This is a genomic window from Chitinophaga sancti, from assembly GCF_034424315.1.
GTDB classification, from domain to species: Bacteria; Bacteroidota; Bacteroidia; order Chitinophagales; family Chitinophagaceae; genus Chitinophaga; species Chitinophaga sancti.
In genome coordinates this window covers 2,262,762-2,286,019 of record NZ_CP139972.1, presented here as the reverse complement: position 1 = coordinate 2,286,019, position 23,258 = coordinate 2,262,762, and the positions used below count along the sequence as shown (strand labels likewise).

The window sequence follows — 23,258 nt, the reverse complement described above, 5'->3', positions numbered from 1 at the left end:
ACACCATATGCGATTAACCATAGTAATACTGCTGGCAGTCATGTTTGCTTCCTGCAAGTTTAAACATCCTGTGCTGGATCAGGAGGAGTTTGCTCAGGCTTATTTAAAGGAGCTGCATGCCAACTATCCTGCCGTGAAATTTGTACCAAAGAAGGATTTTAGTATCAGTGCCGAATCGAAAGCGGGGAATTTTACTTTTTACCTGGATAATGCTTATCGCGCTTATCAGCAGGAACCCGATTCCCTGGCAAAAGTGCTACGGCAGTATATGGGGTCGGCTTCCTTATTGTTTCGGGAGAAGCAGAAAATGGAACTTTCCACCATCGTTCCGGTGATCAAGCCAATAACTTACCTGGATGACCTGAAAAAGGCAGGCAATTCCCTCGAAATGGCGACAAAAGCTTATAATGATCAGTTAGTCATTGTGTACGCCGAAGATCTTCCCGAAGGCTTTAAATACCTGACCAAAAAAGATTTTGACAGCATAGGGATCTCTGCTGATAGTTTACATGAACTGGCGATTGAGAATTTCTACAAGCAGGTACCTAATATTGAAACCTATAGTAAGGATGGCAGGTATATGCTGGCGGCTGGTGGCAATTACGAGGCAAGCCTGATTTTACTGCCTTCATTATGGATGGATGACTGCCCGGTAAACGGTGATTTTGTGGTCGCTATCCCCAGCAGAGACCTGATCTTCATCACCGGTAGCAAAAATAAAGCGGGTTTAGATTCGCTAAAACATTATGCGTCAGAAGGTTATGGTTCAGGCATATATACTGTTTCTGATCATCTGTTCCGGTGGAATGGGTCAATATTTGAAAAGTATTGATACCTTGCCGGGCAAATCTGACCTATGCGTTTTTTAATATTATCCCTCTCCTGTATGCTGGCTATTTCCTGCAATTCCAATTTTATGTCAAAAGCGGATTTTGCAGCTAAATGCAGGACTGCGCTGATAGCAAAATGCCCGGCTTTATTTGTGACCGTATTAAACAAGGAAACCCTTTTTATAGAAAACAGCAGTAAGCGTGACAATGTGAGTCTTACCGCGTTTTACAAGGAATATACGGCGGCACCGGGTGCTGTTGACAGTGCTGTTCAACATTTTATTAATGCCACCGGGCTGGTGGCCGATAAGGGGGCAAAGATCGATCTTTCAAAAGTTTTTCCTGTTATCAAGCCAACAAGCTGTTTGAGCAACGGAGCTAAAGATCAGGCCTTTCCCCTGGTAAATGAACCTTATAATGAGCAGCTGATTATTTTATATGCGGAGAACACGAAAGAGGGGCTGAGCTACATCACCAATACTGCTTTCGAAAGCCTGGGTATTAGTAAGGACAGTTTGAAAGCACTGGCTATTCAAAATTTCTCTGCTGCCGTTTTGCCTAAGATCAAGGGGAAAAAGAGTGAATCCGGTCATGCTTACCTGTTTACGGCAGAATCCCAGTATGATGCAGCCTTGATTTTATTCCCACTGGTATGGGTGAAGGAGTATGTAGATGTGAAGGGCGATATTGTAATGGCGCTTCCTTATCCTGATATGCTGTATGTAGCAAAGAGCGATGATGCCGAAGGCATTGAATGGATAAAAGAGGAAATGCAAGGAGTACATATGGGTGGCGTACAGCGGATCTCCACAGACCTGTTCAGATGGAATGGCGACCGGTTTATAAAGTACCAATAGTTAAGATATTTTAATATGGGCTGACCAAAAAGTCGAAAAAGGGCTTTGGGGTTAGCCCAATTTTTTCGACTGGTTTTATATTTTTTTTTGCACAAACCGCTGTACGTTTTGTGATTAATATTGATCAATTTCCAGTATTTGAGTTGCAGGGGTTGTCTTACCATTAGCTTGAATTTCATCATATTTAATTGCTAATTTAGTATTCTCTTTAATATATCCCCAGCGATTCCATCCTTCATCAAAATTATTTACTGATAAATAAAACTGATTATCTTCAGAATCCCTTGCAAACATAAAGCTAGACATACCATATCCCCTATCATCTGGTATGTGATAAACGGTAACGATTTCAAAACCGTCAGCAATTAGCTCTTCTATATGTTCTCTATCATAAACAGATTCGTCCTGAATTCCTTTGTACCATTTTACATGATGCAAAGGATTATTTAATATTTCCAGCCCATATACTTTATTTAAAAAAACGAGATTTTCGCTAGAATTTATATTTTCTCCTCGCAACTTAGAAATAATAGTGAAGAAATGCGTAGCTACAAATCGAGCATACAAACTTTTTATTTCTTTAGAATAATTAAAATTCGGAGATGCTATGAAAATTATATCTTTCAATATTTTATTTGCTTCAATACAAGCATTTTCAAAGTAATTTTCAAGAATAAAAATTTCATCAAATATTTTTAGTATTTCTTTGATAAAACCTTCATTACTTTCGATAGACCCATAACGATATTCTATCTTGCGTTTGAGTGCAGTTGCTCGGGATACTCCAAGTATTGATCTCCAATGACCTTTCGTCTGCCAATTTTCTGTCAATTCAATAATTTTGTCAAATCGCCCCAAGTATAGCAAACATAGATAGTACGGTTTTATAACAGAAAAACTAAATCGCTTTGTTGAGTTATCTGGATTATCATAATGTTTACCTAATAGATACTCAAAATAGGGCAATGCATCTTCATAATCATTATTATAAAAATGCCTTAAAGCAATACCCAATTTTATCCTAGGGGAACTATCGTCGAATTTTTCTGCTTTTAATAGATGGATTAATTCGTTAGTAGTATCTTTTAATGCACCAAAAATTCGTGAATAATTAAAAAGGAATAAAGGATCTGTTGTTTTTGTTCTACTTGTTTCATTAAACTTCTCTCTTAAAGTAAATAATTCAGTATTATTATTTACACGACCAGATATTGAAAGACTTTTATTGAGATCTACTATCAAACTATATAAATAAGGTTCAGTTTTTTCTGGTATGTATTCTTCATCAAATTCAGACAAACCTAATTGCTTAATTCTTGCTGTCTGTTCAAGGATTTTTGATTTCCGTTTTTTAGCAGATTCAGCAATACTATTCCTTACTTCAATATTCCTTGGATTTATTAATAATAAATCTCTAATTGATTCACTCAACTTATAAACGTCATTACCAAATTCATCAACCACTCTTACTATCAAACTTGTCTTTGCTAATTCATTGATTGATTCTGCTAAATTGTCATTATTTAGCTTTAAAAAGTCAACCAAATCACTTCTGGTTGGCATACCAAGAGCGTAGATAGCCTCGAGAATTGTTATGGACGTTGTTTGTAATGCTTCAATTAAGTTCTTATACGAGAAGGCTACTATATCCTTTTGCGACTTATTTATAGATTGAGCAATATCTGCTCCCCTTATATATAAGTCAATAGTTAATCTTATTGCTAACGGATTATTATTAGCAGCATCCGCAATTCTATCCAATTCTTCTTGCTTAAAATCGACAACACCTCTCTTGCGCAAATAATTCCTACTTAGATTTACTGCGTGTCTTTTAACTAGTGGTTCAAGAGTGACTGTAGTTGCAGAGTCTACAGATATTCTACTTGTCACTAACACCCTCCATTTTAAGGGTAGCGACTGATTAAATTCTAAGAACTCTTTGGGAGATTCAATAAGTAATGTTTCTAAGTTATCGATACAAATTAAAATTTTCTCATCTTGCAAGAGGGATACAACTTCATCGAAATTGTTAATATCTATTCTGTTATATAAAGTTTTCAAATCCTCCAAAATGGAATCCTTTATCTGACCAATTCCATTTACAGCATCAATAAACTCAATTCCATCAGCAGTTAGGCGTTCATTTTTTAAAGTGCAAAATACAATCGAAGAGACACGATTAGACCAAATTGGGCTTAAACTTAAATCTCTCAGGTATTGAAGTACCAAGGCTGTTTTGCCCACCCCGCCAGGAGCGACAATAGCAATTAGATTATTACGTTCCTTGGATAATACTGATTCAAGATCTTTAAACTCTTTATCTCTTCCTAGTAGACCTGTTATTTCATGATCGAATGTAGAGGGGAGTGTATTCCTAATCGCCCAATGAACATTATTTAACCATTCTTCGGGCGGAGCACTAAGATTTTCATCAATTGCAGAATTAAGAGCATTTCGAACACTTGTAAGCCCAAGTTTTTCTATTAATGGGTCACTCGCAATAGTTGCTGCACGAAACCAATAGCAATCAGGAAATGGTCTATTGGGATGGCTAACCGCATTACGAATATTAAAAATTCCCAATACAGAACAGAGTTGTTTGAGTTCAATTATATAAGGCTTGACTGAAGTACCATCCGTGATCGAAATGGCAAAATTAAATATCTCATCCAGATAACTGGCCTCAATAATAAGATTAATATCCTCCCCGGATATTGGGTTTCCACGTTCATTTTCCCGGTCTATGATTTTCTGTTTTCCAGACTCGGAAAGTTCATTTAGATTCTCATTTTTAATAACATAGTTACCTAGCGACAACTCAAGTTCGTAAATAACCATTGCCGTTTTTATTCTTAACTTTTGAATATGCTCCATTATAAATGTTTGGGATCAGTTTCCACATTGGGTATCTGTAATATATATTAAGCTTCTAATTAAAAAAAAATAATTTTTCAATTTTAGGATCATGTATAAGAGAGGTTGATATAATTTTTAATGAGTTTATTAAAACAAAATGGGCTGACCAAAAAGTCGGAAAAGGGCTTTTGGGTCAGCTCCTATACCCTATTTTTAATGCCATTACTACATTTAAAGGGTACCTCAATATCTAATAGATATAAACATATCAATCAGACGACATATTGATACTTATTTATTGAAGGAGAAGTATTATATTCGGATAAGAGACTGTAGCCTTACAGTCATAACCCCAAAACCATTTTTTATGGCAATCATTCAAGACGCCGCCCTTTTTCACCTCGTGAGAGGTACCCTTGGCGGTGAAGTCACTATTTACGAAAGAAACGGCCAGATTATCATGGCCAAAAAACGTGGTCCTTCGAAGCAGAAACCTACGCAAAAACAACTGGAAGCCAGGTATAAGATGCGGGTTGCCGCTGCCTATGCAAAAGTCATCATACAGGATCCTGAGCTGAAAGCATACTATAAATCGCTGGCAGGGCCCGGCCAGAATGCCTATAATATGGCCGTAAAGGATGCTTACCATTCTCCTGAAATTCAAAATATCCGCCTGGAAGCCGAAGAAGTAGTTGTAACCGTGAAAGATGAATTCCGGGTAGCCGAAGTGCAGGTACGTGTGGTGGATACGGAAGGTGTGCTCCTGGAAAGAGGACGTGCTATTTTGGGCAGGAATGGGATAGACTGGTATTACAAAGCTGCCGCATTACCGCGTGGCGCAAGGCTTATTGTCGTGGCGGTAGACCTGCCGGGAAATGAATCCACCAAAGAATTGCTGATTACCTAAAAAGAGCTTATATCAAAAGTAATTTGAAGGCATTGAGAATTACATCAACAAAAATTCTCTCCACCAGGTACCCGGATTTAATCCGCGTAATTTTACTATTGATACAAGCTCTCTTTATCTTTAATTGCAAGGTGTAGTTTTAATTGTAAGGTGTAGCGATTAAATTTCCTGCTACATCCGTTTTAATTGTCTTTTCTTCACCCGGCATCAGTGAAAAATATGAATCACTGATGATGGCCGGTAAGATCTGGTTGCCTTTGCTGTCCTGTAACTGCAAGCGGATGCCTGCTGCAGGCGTGGTGGTTGACTTGTTTTTGATCGTAAATGTATGCGCATCTTTCCTGGTAATCAAAAGCTCCCTGCCAACAGGTGATAGTTTATTGAGTAAGGTATAATCACCTGTCATGTATTCATTCGTTGAATATAACAGTTTCCCCTTTGATAATTTAAGACGCAGGAAATATAAGCTTGTTGAGTCTTCCATTGTCGTGAATGCATCACTGAGATTGGTCGCTGCAACATTAAGGTCTGCTTTCTTAGTGGAGACTAATTTTCCTGCTGCGTTATAGATATTGGCCTCTACTGTGACGCCCTGCAACGGATAGTTTTTATTATTGATCACCTTCACCATCTTAGTAACCGGGTTCCACTGCACATGGATCGGTTCACAGGCTGATTTCGCACCAAAGTACGCACCTGTCAGGTCGTAATAATAGTCGTAAGTCTGCCAGATCATGGTCGGATAAGCGGATTGACTCATCCAGATCAGCATACCGGAAGCATCCTTCCACATATGGTCATTCCAGCCTTCGAACATGGCTTTCATGGTGGCAAGGTTCAGCAGCTGTGCTTTCTTACAGAAGTCTTCCAGGGAACTGGCCTGCCCATACTGCTTATTGATATCATTGACATACTTCACAGGATCTGCGCCACCACCCAAACCAAAATCGGTACAGAAGTAGTGCCTGGCCCACATATTATCTTTGCTGTTCAGTGCTTCGGGCGTAGGTGCTACCCAATATTCCTTTGGCATGAATTTCTTAAAGCTCTCTGAATTCACGAAAGTAGCGGTGCCTAATTCACTGCGCATTCCCCAGCTGTTGGTAGAGAAGAGATAGCCATTGTGTGGATCGGTAAAGTAAACCTTTGGATCTACATTCGCCCATATGCCGCTGCCGGAAAGGGTTTTGCTGCTACCATGTATTGAGAAGTTGGGATTGTCTACACTCGCATTGGAGCGTGGCAGGTAGCATTTATCATCTGCATCATATTTAGTAATCGCAGTGGTGATAGCATTACTGATATCGCCATGTGCATTACTACCGGGGGTGCCTTCATTGGCGCCACACCAGATCACGATGGAAGGATGATTACGCAATTTTTTGAGTTTCTCCACTACGTTGTCTGCAAACATCTGCAGACTATCGATACCGCCTATATTATTCAGCCAGAAATCATCCCATACCATGATACCATATTGATCACAATATTTATAGAAGGCTTCATCGGTGACTTCGCCCGTCCAGTTACGGATCATGTTGAAGTTCATATCCTGGTGCATGCGTATGCGGGGTTCATAGTCTTTGTCTCTTACCTTCAGCATGTAGTCAGACATGCCCCAGTTGCCGCCTTTTACCAGTATCGGTACATTGTTGATATAGAGGCGCATAGGGCCGTTTAAGGCCGTAGTATCGCTGCTTACTTTCCGGATCCCGAAATTTTGTGTAACCGGTGTCGCAGTTTCAAAAGAGAGTTTGCAGGAATACAGGAACTGATCGCCATAGCCATTTGGCCACCAGAGATGAGGATGCTGCAACAGCTGTTGTGGTAATGAAATATCCTGGCTGCTGCCTGCTGCTAATGTCAGCTGCTCAGAACTGATGGTGATGTTGCCGGGAGTGATCAGTGCTTTTAATTTTCCGCTGATGGCAACAGGAGAGGAGTTCGTGAGCTGTGCGGCAATGTGCAGCGTGGCCTGGGTAGTATCAGGCATTACAGCGCGTATCCATGGATCAGAGATGCTGACAGGACCGCTTACGGTGAGGGCTACCGTATCAGTAATCCCACTGTTCAAACCGGGTACTGCCGGCATCCAATCCCAGCTGCCGCTACAGATATAGGTAGGGCTTTCCCAGTTGGCCAGCGGGTGGTCGTGGTCAGGATCCCATCTTGGAGGAGCCACCAGCACCGCAATGGCGTTTTTGCTTTTTAACAGGGCGGTAACGTCAAAAATACCTCTCTGCATGTGACCGTGGGTAGAGCCGAGCAATTTTCCATTGAGGTAGATGCTTGCGTACTTATTAATACCATTGAATTTCAGCCATACACGCTGATCTTTTTTAAGCGAAGGTGTAGCAAATTCAGTCCTGTACCAGAAAGGACGGTTGTATTTTGCCTTATCCACCTTGTAAATGTTTTCTGCATAATCAGGATCTGATTCCTTTCCTGCTTTTACATAGGCATAGAATACAGTGCCGGGAACGATGCCGGGCACCCAGTTCCTGTCGTTGAATCCTGCTGTGGCAATTTCCGCGGCCTGCTCCTTCGTTTCTGCCTGCGGACTAATTTTCCAGGTAAGTTGCTGACCATATAGAATTGTACCAGTAACATGGAATAATAGCAACAATGCAATTGATTTCATAAGTGGTAAAATATTTCCACAAAGATTAGGGTTTAGCAGGGAGAATAAAAAATATTTGCTAAACCGGTTTAGGTGATTTTTTCAAAATTATAATAATTAACTTAATAGGTATTATAATAAAAATAATATGTTAATGTTATTGCAGGGTAATTTCTTTTATTCTTTATTTGCTAAATCAGTTTAGCGAATTTCACGGTTATGAAAAGTACCTTATCCCTACTACTGGCATGGTTTATATGTGGAACAGCTGTTGCACAGCAAGCCTGGTATATCGATGGATACCATGGGGGCGTGTGGGGCCACTATCCCGACTGGAATACCCGGTTTATGGCCGATCAGCTGGCACAGCATCCCGATTGGAATATTAATATAGAGATTGAACCGGCAACCTGGGCGCGTGCCATGCAGGTGGATGCTCCGGCACTGAATGATTTCAGAACTTTCTTTGAGGCCGGCAGGGTTGAGTATGTTAATCCCTCTTACGGGCAGCCATACTTATACAATGTTTCAGGAGAAAGCATTATCCGGCAGTTCCAATATGGTATGCAGGAATTGAAAACTTATTTCCCCCGGGCTGAATTTACTACCTATTCTTCTGAAGAGCCTTGTTTTACAAGTGCCTTACCGCAGATCCTTACTTCATTAGGTTTTAAATATGCTTCTTTGAAGAATCCGAATACCTGTTTCGGTGGCTATACCCGTGCACATGGCGGCGAAAAAGTTTACTGGACAGGCCCGGATGGAAGTGTGATCCTGACGGCTCCCCGGTATTCAGGCGAAGCCCTCTCCAATGAATCTACCTGGCAAACGATTGGATGGAATAATAGTCCGGCCTACCTGGAGCATGCAAAGCAGGACGGCATTTTGCATCCTATTGGTATGACCCTGCAGGATGCGGGCTGGAAGAATGGCCCTTTTATGGGGAGCAAGGCAAATTATACAACCTGGCGAAATTACTTTGAGCATATAGTCAATAATGATAGTGCTGCCACCTGGAACTTATCCCAGGAAGATATCCTTGTCAACCTGGTATGGGGTTCACAGGTCACCCAGCGAATTGCGCAGCAGGTGCGTGCGGCGGAAAATATGATCCTGCAGACAGAAAAGCTGGTGGCAATGTCTGTATGGGATGGCAACATGAAATGGCCGCAGGCGGAATTTGATGCAGCCTGGCGTACATTATTATTAGCAGAGCACCACGATTCCTGGATCGTGCCTTATAACGGACAGCCGGGTGATACCTGGGCAGATAAGGTGCATAACTGGACTGAACAAACGAATCATATCTGTGATAGCCTGATTCAAATAGGAAGTGCCCGGCAAAACCAGGCAAAGATTGCCCGGATTAAAAATGGATACCAGCTGGATAATGATATGTATCGTATCGTGGTGGATACGGTACACGGTGGTGTGATCACTGAGTTATTCTCCAAAAAACTGAACAAAAGCTTTGCTGTAAATGGGTTCAATGAACTGCGTGGCAACTTCTACGAAAAAGGTGGCCGTCATTCTTCTATGGAATCCCGCGTGCGGGTTGTTAAATTATCCAATGGCCTGGAAATCCACGGCCAGATTGCGGGTACGCCTTATACACAAACTATCAGCATCAGGAAGGGAGATCCTAAGATTGATTTCGAACTCCACCTTGACTGGAAGAAAAATACAGGCATCGGTACGCCCCTTACAAAAGAATATAAATGGGAAATGCGGGATAAGCCTTTTTACAATGATAGTAATAAACTATTGGTCGTATTTCCTACTACATTAAAGGATGTGCATGTTGCCAAAGATGCGCCATTTGATGTAACAGAGAGCCGGCTGGACAACACTTTTTTCAACAGCTGGGATAGCATTAAAAACAATATCATCCTAAACTGGGTAGACATTACTGATGGTCAGTATGGATTGGCCCTGTTCTCAGATCATACCACCAGTTATACGCATGGAGCCGGTTTCCCATTAGGGCTGGATATTCAGTATTCCGGCATGGGGCTCTGGGGCAGGAACTATACCATAGATGGTCCTACCACTGTGAACTACGCGATAGTGCCACATAAAGGGAACTGGGAAGCGGGCGACATTCCCCATCAAAACAACCTGTGGAATGATCCTTTAGCGGACTACAATTCAATCTTTACCCTGGAAGGGGGCGCTGTGCAGGTGACTTCTATGACCTGGAAGAATGGGCAGCTGGTCGTGCGCCTGTATAATCCATCTACTAAGCCTGGCCAGGCACGGCTTAGGTTCAAAAAAGAGATTGGCGAAGTGAGTTTGGTGGAATTGAATGGAGAAATCAATACAAATAAACAAAGCACGAAAGCAGTGACGAATAATAAGGAGGTAGTAGTAGATTTACCGCGTTTTGCTATTCGTACACTTTCAATAAATCCACAATGATGAAACTCAGGCAGGTACTCATACTCTCTTTAATTGCCGGCAGGACCATGGCGCAGTCTCCTGCTGATTATGTCAATCCTTTTATCGGGGCCAGCACCAGCGTAGGTGCGGCCGGTATATATCACGGACTGGGAAAAACCTTCCCGGGTGCTACCACTCCCTTTGGTATGGTGCAGGTAAGTCCGAATACCATTACCGGGGGTGACAATGGCTCAGGCTATAGTTATGAGCATACCAGCATCGAAGGTTTTGCTTTTACCCAGATGAGTGGGATCGGCTGGAACGGGGACCTGGGAAATTTCCTCGTAATGCCCACTTTAGGGCCTTTAAAGACGAGTAAAGATGCTTACCGTAGTGATTATGTCAAATCCACAGAAAAGGCAGCTGCGGGCTTCTATGCCGTTGAATTCAATAATCATATCCAGGCAGAGATGACAGCGACCCCGCATAGCGGTTTGCTTCGTTTTACATTCCCTGCCAATAAACAATCCAGGATTCAGATAGACCTTGCCCGCAGGGTAGGGGGCACTTCTACCAAACAATATATTAAGGTAGTGAATGACAGCACGATCATGGGTTGGATGCAATGCCCTCCCGAAGGTGGTGGCTGGGGCGATGGCGAAGGGCATGCTGATTATACAGTGTATTTCTATGCAGTATTCAGTAAGCCACTCCGCAACTATGGGGTATGGAGTGCAGACATTCCCGATAGCTGGAGCCGGAAACTGGAAGATGTGACAAGTGAACGGTATTTAGCACAGGTGGCTAAAGCACAGGTACTGCCCCAGCTCAGAGAGAAAGAGGGGAAACACCTGGGTTTTTACACTGAATTCGATACCAAAGCAGGGGAGCAGGTGCTGATGAAAACGGGGATCTCTTTTGTAAGCATGGCGGGTGCGGAGAATAACCTGCATAAGGAAATTACGAACTGGAATTTTGAAGGAGTAAGGACCCGTGCACATAGTAGCTGGGATCAGGCGCTTTCAAAAATAAAAATATCCGGTGGCACTGCCGGGGAGAAGAAAGTGTTTTATACCGCTTTGTATCATACCATGATCGATCCCCGCATTGTAGAAGATGTGGATGGTAAATATACCGGTGGTGATGGCAAGGTACACAGTGGCGGCACATTTCATAAACGCTCAATTTTTAGCGGATGGGATGTGTTCCGCAGCCAGATGCCTTTGCAAACGATCATCAATCCTTCTCTTACCAATGACCTGGTCAATTCTCTTGTCACCTTAGCCAAAGAGAAAAATAAGGATTACCTGGAACGCTGGGAATTGCTGAATGCTTATTCCGGTTGTATGATAGGGAATCCGGCTGTTTCCGTGATCACAGACGCATATGCGAAGGGGATCCGCAAGTACGACGTTAAAGAGGCCTACCGCTTATCCGTGAATTCCCAGAAACGATTTGGGAATAGTGAACTGGGTTATACCCCGGGTGACCTGAGTATTGCTTATACACTGGAATACGCTTATACTGACTGGTGTGTAGGTCAGCTGGCAGGCTGGCTCCATGAGAAATATGCTGCGGATGGCGGAGCTTATAAAAACATTTTCGATACAGAAAAAGGCTGGTTCAGACCTAAAAATAAAGATGGCCAATGGCAGCCATGGCCGGCAGAAGGCCGCCTGAAACAATGGTATGGCTGTATTGAAGCAAATCCTTACCAGCAGGGATGGTTTGTACCACAGGATGTAAATGGGATGGTTACACTGATGGGTGGCAGGGATAAGGTGGTAAAAGACCTGGAAGATTTTTTTGATAAGACACCTGAGAACATGATGTGGAATGATTATTACAATCATGCCAATGAACCGGTGCACCATGTTCCTTTCCTTTTCAACAGGCTGAATAAACCCTGGCTCACCCAGAAATGGACCCGTGCTATTTGTCGCCGTGCCTATCACGATGGGGTAGAAGGTTTGGTTGGGAATGAAGATGTAGGCCAGATGTCAGCCTGGTATGTACTGGCTGCTGCCGGTATCCATCCTGTATGCCCGGGAGATACCCGACAGGAGATCACCAGCCCTGTTTTTGACAAGGTAGTCATCGGCAATTTTACCATCAAAGCCACTAACAATTCACCGGAAAATATATACATACAAAGTGCCCGCCTGAATGGCAAACCTTATAACCAATGTCATATTGACTATAAGGACATTGTAAAGGGAGGTGTACTTGAACTTGTAATGGGCCCATCTCCCAATGAGCAATGGGGTATCACTAAATAACAAATTTCACATGAAGAAATTACTGATTCTGTTCATGGCTGCCGGCGCAATGACGGCAAGCGCACAACAAAAAGCAGCTCCTTTCCAGAAGGGCGATCGTGTTGTATTCGTGGGCAATAGTATCACAGATGGCGGACACTATCATTCCTATATCTGGTTGTACTACATGACGCATTTTCCTGAAAAACGGATCACCTGTGTGAATGCAGGGATTGGTGGCGATGTGGCAAAGCAGATCTATGAGCGTTTTGATGATGATGTATTATCGAAGAAACCTACCGTGCTCACACTGACCTGGGGCATGAACGATTCCGGGTATTTCGAATGGTATCGTGCAGATGGGAAAGATACGATGCATGCAAGGATTGCTAACTCTTATAAGTATTATGGAAAGATTGAAGAGAAGCTGAAACAGCGGTCTGACATCAAAAAAATCTTCATCGGTGGTTCTCCATATGATTATACTGCTAAGTTCAACGACAAAAACAGGTTTCCTAATAAGACCGAAGCGCTTACTGAAATAGTTGCTTTCCAGGAACAGGCAGCGAAGAAGAACGGCTGGGCTTTCGTGGATTTTTATCATCCTATGATGAACATTAATCAAACGGGGCAACAAAAGGATTCAACTTTCAGCCTGACGCCGACTGATCGTATTCACCCTGATAACGATGGGCATATGGTCATGGCTTACCTGTTCCTGAAAGCGCAGGGGCTGGACAACAAACCGGTAGCGGTGATAAATATCAATGCCACTACCAAACAGGTAAAGACGGCTACCAATTGCCAGATCAATAGTGTAGCAACGACTGCTGATGGTGTGAGCTTTAATTATCTCGCACAGTCATTGCCTTATCCTTTAGATACCATTCCACGTGGCTGGGGCCAGCTCCACAAACAGGCTGATGCGGATAAAGTGGTGCCTTTCAGCAAAGAATTCAACCAGGAAATATTGCAGGTAAGTGGCCTGAAAGCCGGTAAATACAAGCTGCTCATGGATGGTGAAAATGTTGGTACCTACGATGCCAGTGAATTCAGTAATGGTATTAACCTGGCTGAGAACACCCGCACACCGGAATACCAGCAGGCCATCCAGATCCGTGAGATGAATGAAGAGCGCTGGGACATTGAAAGAAGAACAAGGATGTATGCCTGGATGAACTATGACTTCCTGAAAGAAAAAGGCTTGCTGTATGCTGATAACAATGCAGCGATGGATTCTGTGAATGCCTTTGCTGCCGGCAATATCTTCGTGGCTGGTAACAGGGATAACTATACCCGTTCCCGCTACAAGTCAATGCGTGATGTATGGCAACAGGAGCAGGATGTGCTGATCAATAAAATTTACGAAATCAATAAACCTCAGTTGCACAAAGTAGCCATTGTTGCAGCAAGATAACCTGAATATGAGACAAATCTTATCGTTACTTTTTGTACTGTGCACGACACAACTGTTAGCTGCAAAAGTAGATACTGTTAATACCTTTAGTGCATCGATGCACAAGGAGATCAGGGCGGTGGTGATTACCCCGTCTGATTATAGCAGCAGCCAGCATTACCCGGTATTGTATCTATTACATGGGTATAGTGGCAACTACAGTGACTGGGTCATAAAAGATCCGTCATTGGTAACGCTGACAGATCAGTACCATATGATCATTGTATGCCCTGATGGCGACTTTGGCAGCTGGTACATAGATAGTGAAGTGAAAAAAGGATCTAAGTATGAAACATATGTCGGAACAGAGCTGATCAACTGGATTGATCAGCACTATTCCACTATTGCCAATCGTACCGGCAGGGCTATCACGGGCCTCAGTATGGGCGGGCACGGTGCTTTATTTCTCGCTTTCCGCCATCCCAATACTTTTGGTGCTGCGGGTAGTATGAGCGGGGGAGTAGACCTTCGGCCGTTTCCGTTAAACTGGGACCTGGAAAAATTGCTCGGCAAGTACAGTGAAAGTCCGGAACGCTGGGAGAAAAACAGTGTGATCAATATGGTCAACCTGCTCACACCACATTTGCTGGAGCTAAGCATCGATTGCGGAGCGGAGGACTTTTTTCATAATTGTAACGACAGGCTCCATGAACTGCTGCTGGAACGGAATATCCCACACGATTATACCGTAAGACCCGGTGGTCATACATGGGAATACTGGTCAAATTCAATTCAATATCAGGCATTGTTCTTTCATAATTATTTCGATAGGAAAAAATAACAATTTTAATTTGCTAAACCGGTTTAACAATCGTATTTTAGTGTCATAACAGACAATCAACCAGAACAGGACGAAGAAAAGAGGGGGATTAAGGATTTCACGTTTTTATTTTGCTAAATCGGTTTAACTATTTAAGTTGGTGAACCATAAGAACTATACCACGTTATCACTACAAATATTCTGATACAAATAAATCACGCCAATTTATGATAAAACGCTGTATTCCCGTTTTTATACTAATGGCAACAGCTCTCATCTATTCTTCCTGCCGAAAGGAAGGATTTCTGACAGCCACCACTACCACGAACCTTGATGAGAAAAGTGTATTTGGCGATAGTTCCAGAACGGTGGGATTTCTTGCCAATATTTACTCCAATATTGGGGTAAGTGCGAGCCTTAGCCGCTTTTCCTACAACTACATTGTGTGTGGCGGACTAGAAGCTGCCTGTGATGAAGCTGAGCCTTCTCACGCCTTTTCCACACCTGCTACCCAGTTTGCAACGGGAACTGTAAATGCAGGTATTATTGGTGAAGAGCCTTACAAAACCTGCTATTCACAGATCCGCGCGGTCAATGTGCTCCTGAAGAACATTGGCAATGCGCCCCTGCGACAAGCTTATAAAACACAGATGATTGCGGAAGCACGTTTCCTGCGCGCCTGGTTTTATGCGATTCTTGTACAGCACTATGCGGGTGTACCGCTGGTCGGCGATACTTTACTATCCTATGATAAGCCTATTGTGGCTAAGAGAAGCACCTACGAAGATTGTGTGAACTACATTCTTTCAGAATTAGATGCTGCCGGTTCTATTTTACCTGTTACGCAATCCGGTCTCAATTATGGCCGGGCTTCCAAAGGAGCCTGTATGGCCCTGAGAGCAAGGATCTTGCTGTACGCAGCCAGTCCTTTGTTCAATGGTACTACTTTGCCTGCTGATGCGGGTCCGGGTGGCGGTGTAAGTGTAGACCCGGCACTGGTGGGTTATCCGACTGCTGATGTCAATCGCTGGAAACTGGCGGAAGAGGCAGCACAGGCCGTGATCACCCTGGGTACCTATACCCTGAACACGAAGAATGATTACCAGACCAGTACCCCGGGTTATGGCTTCCAGGGCCTGTTTCCACAACGTGTGAACACGGAGTACATTTTCCAGCTGATGCGCCCTACCGGCAACAGTGATTTCGAAAACCTGTTCCTGCCGCCATCCAGGGGTAGTAATGGCCAGGGTTCCTTCCCTTACCAGGGTTTGGTAGATGCCTTCCCGATGAAGAATGGTAAACCCATCACTGATCCTGGCTCCGGCTATGATCCGAATGATCCGTATAAGAACCGTGATCCAAGACTGGATTACAGTATTATCCATGATCAAACGGTATTGCTGGTACGTACCAGCAATGGCCAGACGAATGGCTCTGCCCCGGTAAACATTTATGTGGGTACCTATAACGGGGTGTCTACCGGACAGGATGCCGTTCACCAGGGTACGCTTACCGGTTATTACAATAATAAGATGCTGGACCCTGAAGCAATTGCAGCTACCATCAATCATGGTTCTGACAGGGTACAGCCTTTGATCCGCTATGCTGAAATACTGCTCAACTATGCAGAGGCAGCCAATGAGTTCGAAGGCCCTACCGGTAACGTATATGCTGCTGTAGAAGCCATTCGTGAACGTGCAGGTCTTGATCCATACCAGTTGCCGGTTGGTTTGTCTCAGTCAGAAATGAGGACTTATATTCAAAATGAAAGAAGGATAGAACTGGCTTACGAAGGGCACCGTTTCTGGGATGTAAGAAGATGGAAAATTGCTGCGCAAACGGAAAGTATACAATCACAGGGTATGGAAGTAGACCGCGCCAATGGTACTGTTACTTACAAACCTTTCAACGTGACCAAGCATAATTTCCGTCCTGCTATGTACCTGTGGCCATTCCCTTTATCTGAGACAGGTAAATCTTCAGAACTGGTACAGAATCCGGGTTACTAATCTTTAATTATTCCATGTATGAATCGTTATCTTATTCTATCAGCGTTTTGCCTGCTGCTCTTCTCCTGTAAGCTGGAGGAGGTATCCCCGGTAGGCGAGGCTCCCAAAAACATTTCCGGTAGCTGGAAGGTTCTGAAAGCTACGAGAAACGGCACTGATATCACCAGCGCATTTGACTTCACACAATTCAGGGTGAAGTTTGATTCCGCTGGTAACTATTCCATCGTAAACAAAATTCCCTTCCTCGTGAATACGAATGGTACTTATTCGCTGGATGATCCTGCGTATCCATTTAAGATCACGTTCACTCCACAGGGAGGAAGCGCTGTTGCGACCTCTTTCAATTATGTCACCGCAGCAGGCATCCGGCAGCTGAACCTTACGTTCGTGCCCGGCTGTGAGCTGAATGCATATATTTATACTCTGCAAAAAGATAACTGATAATTTTATGCTTCCACGTTTAAAAATAAAAGGGCGTAAGATCTGGATGCTGTCTGCATTACTGCTTATTGGCATCGTCTTCAGCTTCTGTCATATAAAGATCGCTAAAGTTACCATCCCTGCGTCCGCCAAGGTAGGTGATGTAGTTCCCATTCAACTGGACATTGATGAATCCTGCAACTCCGGGGGTAGCGACCGCCTCATTCTCGGTGTACTGATGCCCAAGGGTTGGAAGGGTACACAGAACATGACCGCTACCTACAAGAGCAGTAAGGGTGATGGCTCCTTCACCATGGTGCCTGTCACAACGCTTGCTGCTCACGGAGATGGCAAGAACTGGCCTGATTACATGAGAGCTACCTTTGGCATTGCCGGTAACCTGATCGATGATATGGAATGGGTCGTAATGCAAAGCGACAATCCCTTTACCTATGCCAATGGTGACAAGATCACCGGTTCTATTTTCATCAACCTGAAAGTGGGCGCTGATGATAATCCAACAGTGGTAAAACTCGCTTATGTAGTAGCGAATACCACCAATGGTTTTACCTCCGATACCTATTTCGATGAAGGCTATGGGCCTACCGCGGAATATTACAACCAGTATGTGGGCGATTGCTTTACGGTGACTGGTGGCAGCGGTGACCTGGTGGATTTCTGTAATCCACAACTTACAACTATTGCTCCTCCAAAGTCCCTGGATAATGACCTGGTCACTATTTCCTTCGACTCTAATGTAACTGAGACGGAACTTTCCGGCAGTGATGAAGTGTATCTCTGTGCTACCGGCACCACCAATGATGGGAAAACGATCACGGTCTGTGAACAAACTTCCAAAACATTGATAAAGGCTGTAGGTAGCGGCCGCTATGAGATCACGTTCTGGCCACGTTCATTCTTCGGTATCAGCGATAACCAGACCCTTACCAACATGACTTATTTCATCACAGATAAGACCGGCACCAAACAGGTGGGCTATGGTAACACGGCTGCTCCTTTCACTTACAAATTTAAATGTGGATGATTATGCGCTACATATTTTGCCTGATCTGCCTGTTTGCCTTCACGCAACAAAAGATCTTTGCCCAGGACGCAAAGAAGTCCGGCATCAATGGCACTGTTGTCAATGAATTCAGCGACCCGATGACCGGTATAAAGGTCATGGTAAAGGATACAAAGCAAGCAGTATTTACAGATGCAAACGGAGAATTCCATATAGATATAGCTCCCGGTACTGTGCTGGTGTTTTCAGGGAAAGATTGCTATACCCGCGAGCTGAAAGCGACTACCGGCATGCAGGTGCAGCTGACAGACGCTTTCCTGAAAGCTCCCCGGCAGGTAGATATGCTGTATGAAAAAGTAGATCGCTCCAGGGTACTGGGGGCTGTATCTACCATCTATACCAAACAGCTGACCACCACACCTGCATCCCTATACGTATATGCTTTTCCCGGCCAGTTGTCCGGCGTGTATACCAAGCAAAACAGTGGTTTCACGTCTTTCAGCATCAGTGAAATTTCATCTTCTGCCATTATTGGTCAAACGCTCGTGAATGCTTCTTCCAATAATAACCGTTCTACTGATAACTCTGAAATTAGCCTGAGTGTACGTGGGCAGTCACCCGTTACGGTGATCGATGGCGTTCAGCGTGAAATATCTTCTATCGACCCTGAGTCCATTGAATCTATTTCTATGCTGAAGGATGGTTTGTCTACTTTATTATTAGGTAACAACAGTTCCCGCCCAGTGATGCTGGTCACTACGCGAAGAGGAGAAATGGGCCGCCCGCATATCACCTTCACGGCGCAGACAGGTATGCAGCAGTCTTTAGGTTTACCCAAACCATTGCCTGCGTATAAATATGCTTACCTGCTGAATGAAACACTGATGAATGATGGTAAGCCAGCCTTGTATACTGCAGATGATTTCAATGCATATAAGAATCATACCGATTCTTATGGTCATCCGGATATCAACTGGTTCAAGACCATTTTGAAAGATTATACGCCCATCTCCAATTACAAGCTGAATGTGAATGGTGGTACGAATGTAGCCCGCTATTCTATCTCTCTCAGCTACTTTGACCAGGAGGGGATCTTTAAAACAAGTTCCGATGTTCCGTATAGTACGAACAATAGCCTGAAGCGCTATGTGATCAACTCTGACATCGGGGTACAGGTGACCCAGAACCTGAATGTGGATCTGCAGTTATTCGGGCGTGTACAGAATACCCGTGAGCCGGGCAATGATTACAATAGTGTATTGAATGCACTGTTTTCTACGCCTAATAATGCCTATCCTATTTACAACCGCAATGGTACTTTCGGGGGTAATAATATTGGTGGAAATGGCGGTCCTTACAGCAATAACCTGTTGTCAAGGGCACAGCATTCCGGCTACACACAGAACAATACCAATGACATCCTGGCGAACCTGGATTTGAATTATAACCTGGGCAGCGTATTGAAAGGATTGACTTTCAAAATTAAGGGTAACCTGGCCTACCAGTCTATTACCGCGCTGGACAGGAGTTTACAGAACCCGTCTTATGGCTATATAGACAGTGCTTATGTGATCTATGGTACGACCACTTCACAAAGCAATGCCTTCCGTACCGTGTTCACCTCCCGTCAATCCTATGCACAGGGTAGCCTGAACTATAACAGGACTTTTGATAAGAGTAATGTGGATGCGCAGCTGATGTATGACCGTAAGTCAGTCGTAGCCAACTATGACCTGGCCTCTACTACGACCAATGCCGGTGGCAGGATCGGGTATGACTACGATAAGAAATATTTTATCAATGCTACCCTGATTGGTAGTGGCAATAACCGTTATCCTGATGGCAAGCGCTGGGGATTATTTTACGGTGCCGGTATCGGATGGGAAATGGCGAATGAAGATTTCATCAAAGAAAACCTGCCATGGATCAGCGGCTGGAAATGGAGAGCGACATATGCCAGAACAGGTAATGCGAACATTGATCTGAACTCTTCTTTATACTACGCTTATTCTCAAACCTACAATTCCAATAACAATGGTAAGAACTACCAGGTAGGTACCGGTTACACTACCGTATATTACCAGTACGAAGGTTCACTGGCCAATCCTTATATCACCTGGGAAAAAGCAGATAAGTTTGATGTAGGTACAGACATTTCTTTCTTCAAAGATCATTTGCAGCTGGCAGCGGATTATTACCACGATGTATATTCAGATATCCTTGGTTTCCGTGGTAATTCTATCGCCCTGCTGGGTACAGGTTATCCGCTGGAGAATATTGGTAAGAACCAGTATCATGGTTTTGAGGTGTCTCTTACTTATAACAATCACCTGGGCAATTTCAATTACTTCGTTACTACAAATGGTAATCTCGCTTATTCCAAAATCGTCTACAACGATGAACTGGCTACGCCTTATGCATGGAACAGGAGAACGGGTTTACCAGTATCCGGTACTTACTATGGTTATACTTCACTGGGCTTGTACCAGGACGCAGCAGATGCAGCAGGCAGTGCCCACATTGCAGGGTATAAACCACAACCGGGTGATATTAAATACAAGGACCTGAATGGAGATGGCGTAATCGATGCATTTGACCAGTCTACAATTGGTGGTACCAAACCACTGGCTTTCTTTGGTGTCACCCTGGGAGCTAATTACAAGGGATTCAATTTTAGTTTCCTGATACAGGGTGTAGGTAACCGGCAGATCAGTTCACTGAACAATGCAGTTACGCACTTTGGGATGGACTATAACACTACCAATGGCCAGGTGTATGAAAATGCCACTGGTCGCTGGACACCGGAAACTGCGAATGAGGCTACTTTGTCAAGACTGGCGGTATCCGCTACGAATAACAATACCATGTTCTCTACTTTCTACCTGAAGAATGGGAATTACGTAAGACTTAAGAATGCAGAGATCGGGTATTCACTGCCTTATAGTCTGCTGAAGAGAATACGCATTTCCGGGCTGAAAATATTTGTAGATGGAGAGAACCTCTTTACCATCGCTGGTTTCAAGGGGATGGATCCGGAGGTACAGCCTTACAGTTATCCGCTGCAAAGGGTAGTGAGCACAGGTGTTAGTATTAAGTTATAAAAGAGATTGAGCCATGAAAAATTATATTCATAAAATACTCTTACTCGCTGTCATTATAGGTGGCTGCAAAAAGTACGAGCAGTTTCCGGTAGATAAAGTGACAGGCAATTATGTCTTTGATCCCCTGGATTCTGCGGGTGTGAATGCACAGTCTTACCTGTATGGCATATACGCCATTGTGAAGAATGGGCACAACCGTGCGGGAGGTGATTACCTGGATGCGGCAGCTGATGATGCAGTGTCTTCACAGACGGGGAGTAATATCCCTGTGACTTTAATTGCGACCAGCGCGGTGACTTCTTTTAACTTCCCGGGTGCAGAAAATTTCTGGGAAGGTACGAACCTCTCACAGGCACCTAACAGCTCTGGTGTACCGGATGCTTTCTGGGCAGGGATCCGCAATGCAAATATCTTTATCAATGGTATTGGTGTAGTGCCTGTAAAAGGTGGTTTATCAAATGGTACAACCACGGCACAGGTATGGAGAAGTGAGGCCCGTTTCCTGAGAGCTTACTTTTATTTTGAGCTGGTAAGACGGTATGGTGGTGTGCCATTGCTGGGTGATAAAGTATATAATATCGAAGACAACCTTGAGATTCCGCGCAATACTTTTGCTGATTGTATCACCTATATCGTGAACGAATGTGATGCCATCAAAGATAGCCTGAGCACAGCGCCTGCTTCAGATGGTGATAACTATCGCGCTACAAAAGGGGCTGCACTGGCACTGAAAGCAAAAACTTTGCTGCTGGCTGCAAGTCCGCTCTTTAATGGTGGAAATGTGGAGAGTGGCAATGCGCTGACCGGTTATACCAATTATGATGTGAACCGCTGGACACAGGCCGCCCAGGCCGCACAGGATGTAATGAACCTGGGTGTATATAGCCTGGTGCCGAATTTCAAACATATTTTCCTGGATCAGAATAACAGTGAACGCATCTTTATTCGTCCGGGCAATAACTCAACCGGTATTGAAACCAGGAATGGCCCGGTAGGTTTCCAGGCTGGTGGTACGGGCAATACAAGCCCCACCCAGGAGCTGGTGAATGCCTTCCCTATGCAGAATGGTTTACCCATTAGCAACCCGGCTTCCGGTTACCTGGCAGCAGATCCTTATAGCCTGCTGAATCCGGTAAAGCGTGATCCACGATTTGATGCTACGATCTTTTATAATGGCGCAACCTGGTTGAGCAGTACGGTAGATACGTATGAAGGTGGCAAGAGCAAACCGAATACTTCTTTACAGCAAACAGAGAGTGGTTATTACATGCGCAAATTCATGGGCGACTTTGAAGGAGCAACTACGTATAGCAATCACTCTTCTGACTGGATGGTAATGCGCTATGCAGAGATCCTGCTGGCCTATGCAGAAGCCAGGAACGAGGTAGAAAGCGCGCCACAGTCAGATGTATATGATCAGCTGCGGGCTATCAGGGCAAGAGCTGGTATTGCGGCGGGCAACGATGGCAACTATGGTCTTTCACCAAATATGACGCAGGCAGAAATGAGGGCTGTGATACAGAATGAGTGGAGAATTGAGTTTGCATTTGAAGAGCACCGTTACTTTGATATCCGTCGCTGGAAGATTGCGGCTACTGTAATGAACCAGCCACGTACGGGTATTTCCATTGTTAAGAATGGGATCTCCTATACTTATAATTATGTGAATATACTGACGACGGTGTTCAAGGATAAACAATACCTGTATCCCATCCCTTACAATGAAGTGGCGAAGAACCCGGCTATGAAACAAAATCCGGGATGGTAATGGTAAGCTACTC

General features: G+C 43.9%; 14 protein-coding genes. 12 read left to right on the top strand and 2 right to left on the bottom strand.

What is annotated here, in order from left to right; genetic code table 11:
• Positions 1 to 7: 7 nt before the first annotated feature.
• Complete coding sequence (locus U0033_RS08735) at positions 8 to 832, top strand: DUF1444 family protein (protein ID WP_083571804.1); 825 nt, start codon at positions 8 to 10, stop codon at positions 830 to 832.
• Positions 833 to 856: 24 nt separating this feature from the next.
• Complete coding sequence (locus tag U0033_RS08730) at positions 857 to 1,687, top strand: DUF1444 family protein (RefSeq protein WP_083571803.1); 831 nt, start codon at positions 857 to 859, stop codon at positions 1,685 to 1,687.
• A gap of 114 nt (positions 1,688 to 1,801) precedes the next feature.
• On the opposite strand, the gene U0033_RS08725 is transcribed toward U0033_RS08730, so the two are convergent.
• Entirely contained in the window at positions 1,802 to 4,561 is a 2,760-nt protein-coding gene (locus U0033_RS08725; RefSeq protein ID WP_072364694.1) for an ATP-binding protein, read from the bottom strand.
• Between the two features lie 349 nt (positions 4,562 to 4,910).
• On the opposite strand from U0033_RS08725, the gene U0033_RS08720 reads away from it, so the two are divergent.
• Entirely contained in the window at positions 4,911 to 5,450 is a 540-nt protein-coding gene (locus U0033_RS08720) for a hypothetical protein (protein WP_072364692.1), read from the top strand.
• A 139-nt stretch (positions 5,451 to 5,589) separates the two neighbouring features.
• Here the strand turns inward: U0033_RS08720 and U0033_RS08715 are convergent, their stop codons facing one another.
• Entirely contained in the window at positions 5,590 to 8,091 is a 2,502-nt protein-coding gene (locus tag U0033_RS08715) for a glycoside hydrolase family 2 protein (RefSeq protein WP_072364690.1), read from the bottom strand.
• Between the two features lie 198 nt (positions 8,092 to 8,289).
• Between U0033_RS08715 and U0033_RS08710 the strand changes: the two genes are divergently transcribed.
• The 9 genes from U0033_RS08710 (at position 8,290) to U0033_RS08670 (ending at position 23,245) form a co-directional block, all read left to right on the top strand.
• Positions 8,290 to 10,488 carry a glycoside hydrolase family 38 C-terminal domain-containing protein gene (locus tag U0033_RS08710; protein WP_072364688.1) on the top strand — a complete coding sequence of 733 codons (2,199 nt, stop codon included), beginning with the start codon at positions 8,290 to 8,292 and terminating at the stop codon, positions 10,486 to 10,488.
• Positions 10,485 to 12,728: a GH92 family glycosyl hydrolase gene (locus U0033_RS08705; protein ID WP_083571802.1), complete on the top strand. Its 2,244-nt coding sequence runs from the start codon at positions 10,485 to 10,487 to the stop codon at positions 12,726 to 12,728. The genes U0033_RS08710 and U0033_RS08705 overlap by 4 nt, the downstream gene beginning before the upstream one ends.
• A gap of 10 nt (positions 12,729 to 12,738) precedes the next feature.
• Entirely contained in the window at positions 12,739 to 14,124 is a 1,386-nt protein-coding gene (locus tag U0033_RS08700) for an SGNH/GDSL hydrolase family protein (RefSeq protein WP_072364686.1), read from the top strand.
• Positions 14,125 to 14,131: 7 nt separating this feature from the next.
• Positions 14,132 to 14,944 (top strand): alpha/beta hydrolase, encoded by an 813-nt coding sequence (locus tag U0033_RS08695; protein WP_072364757.1) that lies wholly within the window; start codon positions 14,132 to 14,134, stop codon positions 14,942 to 14,944.
• Positions 14,945 to 15,183: 239 nt separating this feature from the next.
• Positions 15,184 to 16,932: a RagB/SusD family nutrient uptake outer membrane protein gene (locus U0033_RS08690; RefSeq protein WP_218164098.1), complete on the top strand. Its 1,749-nt coding sequence runs from the start codon at positions 15,184 to 15,186 to the stop codon at positions 16,930 to 16,932.
• Positions 16,933 to 16,950: 18 nt separating this feature from the next.
• Positions 16,951 to 17,373 (top strand): DUF5004 domain-containing protein, encoded by a 423-nt coding sequence (locus U0033_RS08685; protein WP_072364683.1) that lies wholly within the window; start codon positions 16,951 to 16,953, stop codon positions 17,371 to 17,373.
• Between the two features lie 7 nt (positions 17,374 to 17,380).
• Positions 17,381 to 18,397: a DUF4961 domain-containing protein gene (locus U0033_RS08680; protein ID WP_072364681.1), complete on the top strand. Its 1,017-nt coding sequence runs from the start codon at positions 17,381 to 17,383 to the stop codon at positions 18,395 to 18,397.
• The gene (locus U0033_RS08675) at positions 18,388 to 21,477 is read left to right on the top strand and encodes a SusC/RagA family TonB-linked outer membrane protein (protein ID WP_083571800.1); all 3,090 of its coding nucleotides are present in this window, start codon (positions 18,388 to 18,390) and stop codon (positions 21,475 to 21,477) included. Before U0033_RS08680 ends, U0033_RS08675 begins: the two co-directional genes overlap by 10 nt.
• Before the next feature lie 13 nt (positions 21,478 to 21,490).
• Positions 21,491 to 23,245, top strand: coding sequence for a RagB/SusD family nutrient uptake outer membrane protein (locus U0033_RS08670; RefSeq protein ID WP_072364677.1), 1,755 nt, complete (start codon positions 21,491 to 21,493; stop codon positions 23,243 to 23,245).
• Positions 23,246 to 23,258 lie beyond the last annotated feature (13 nt).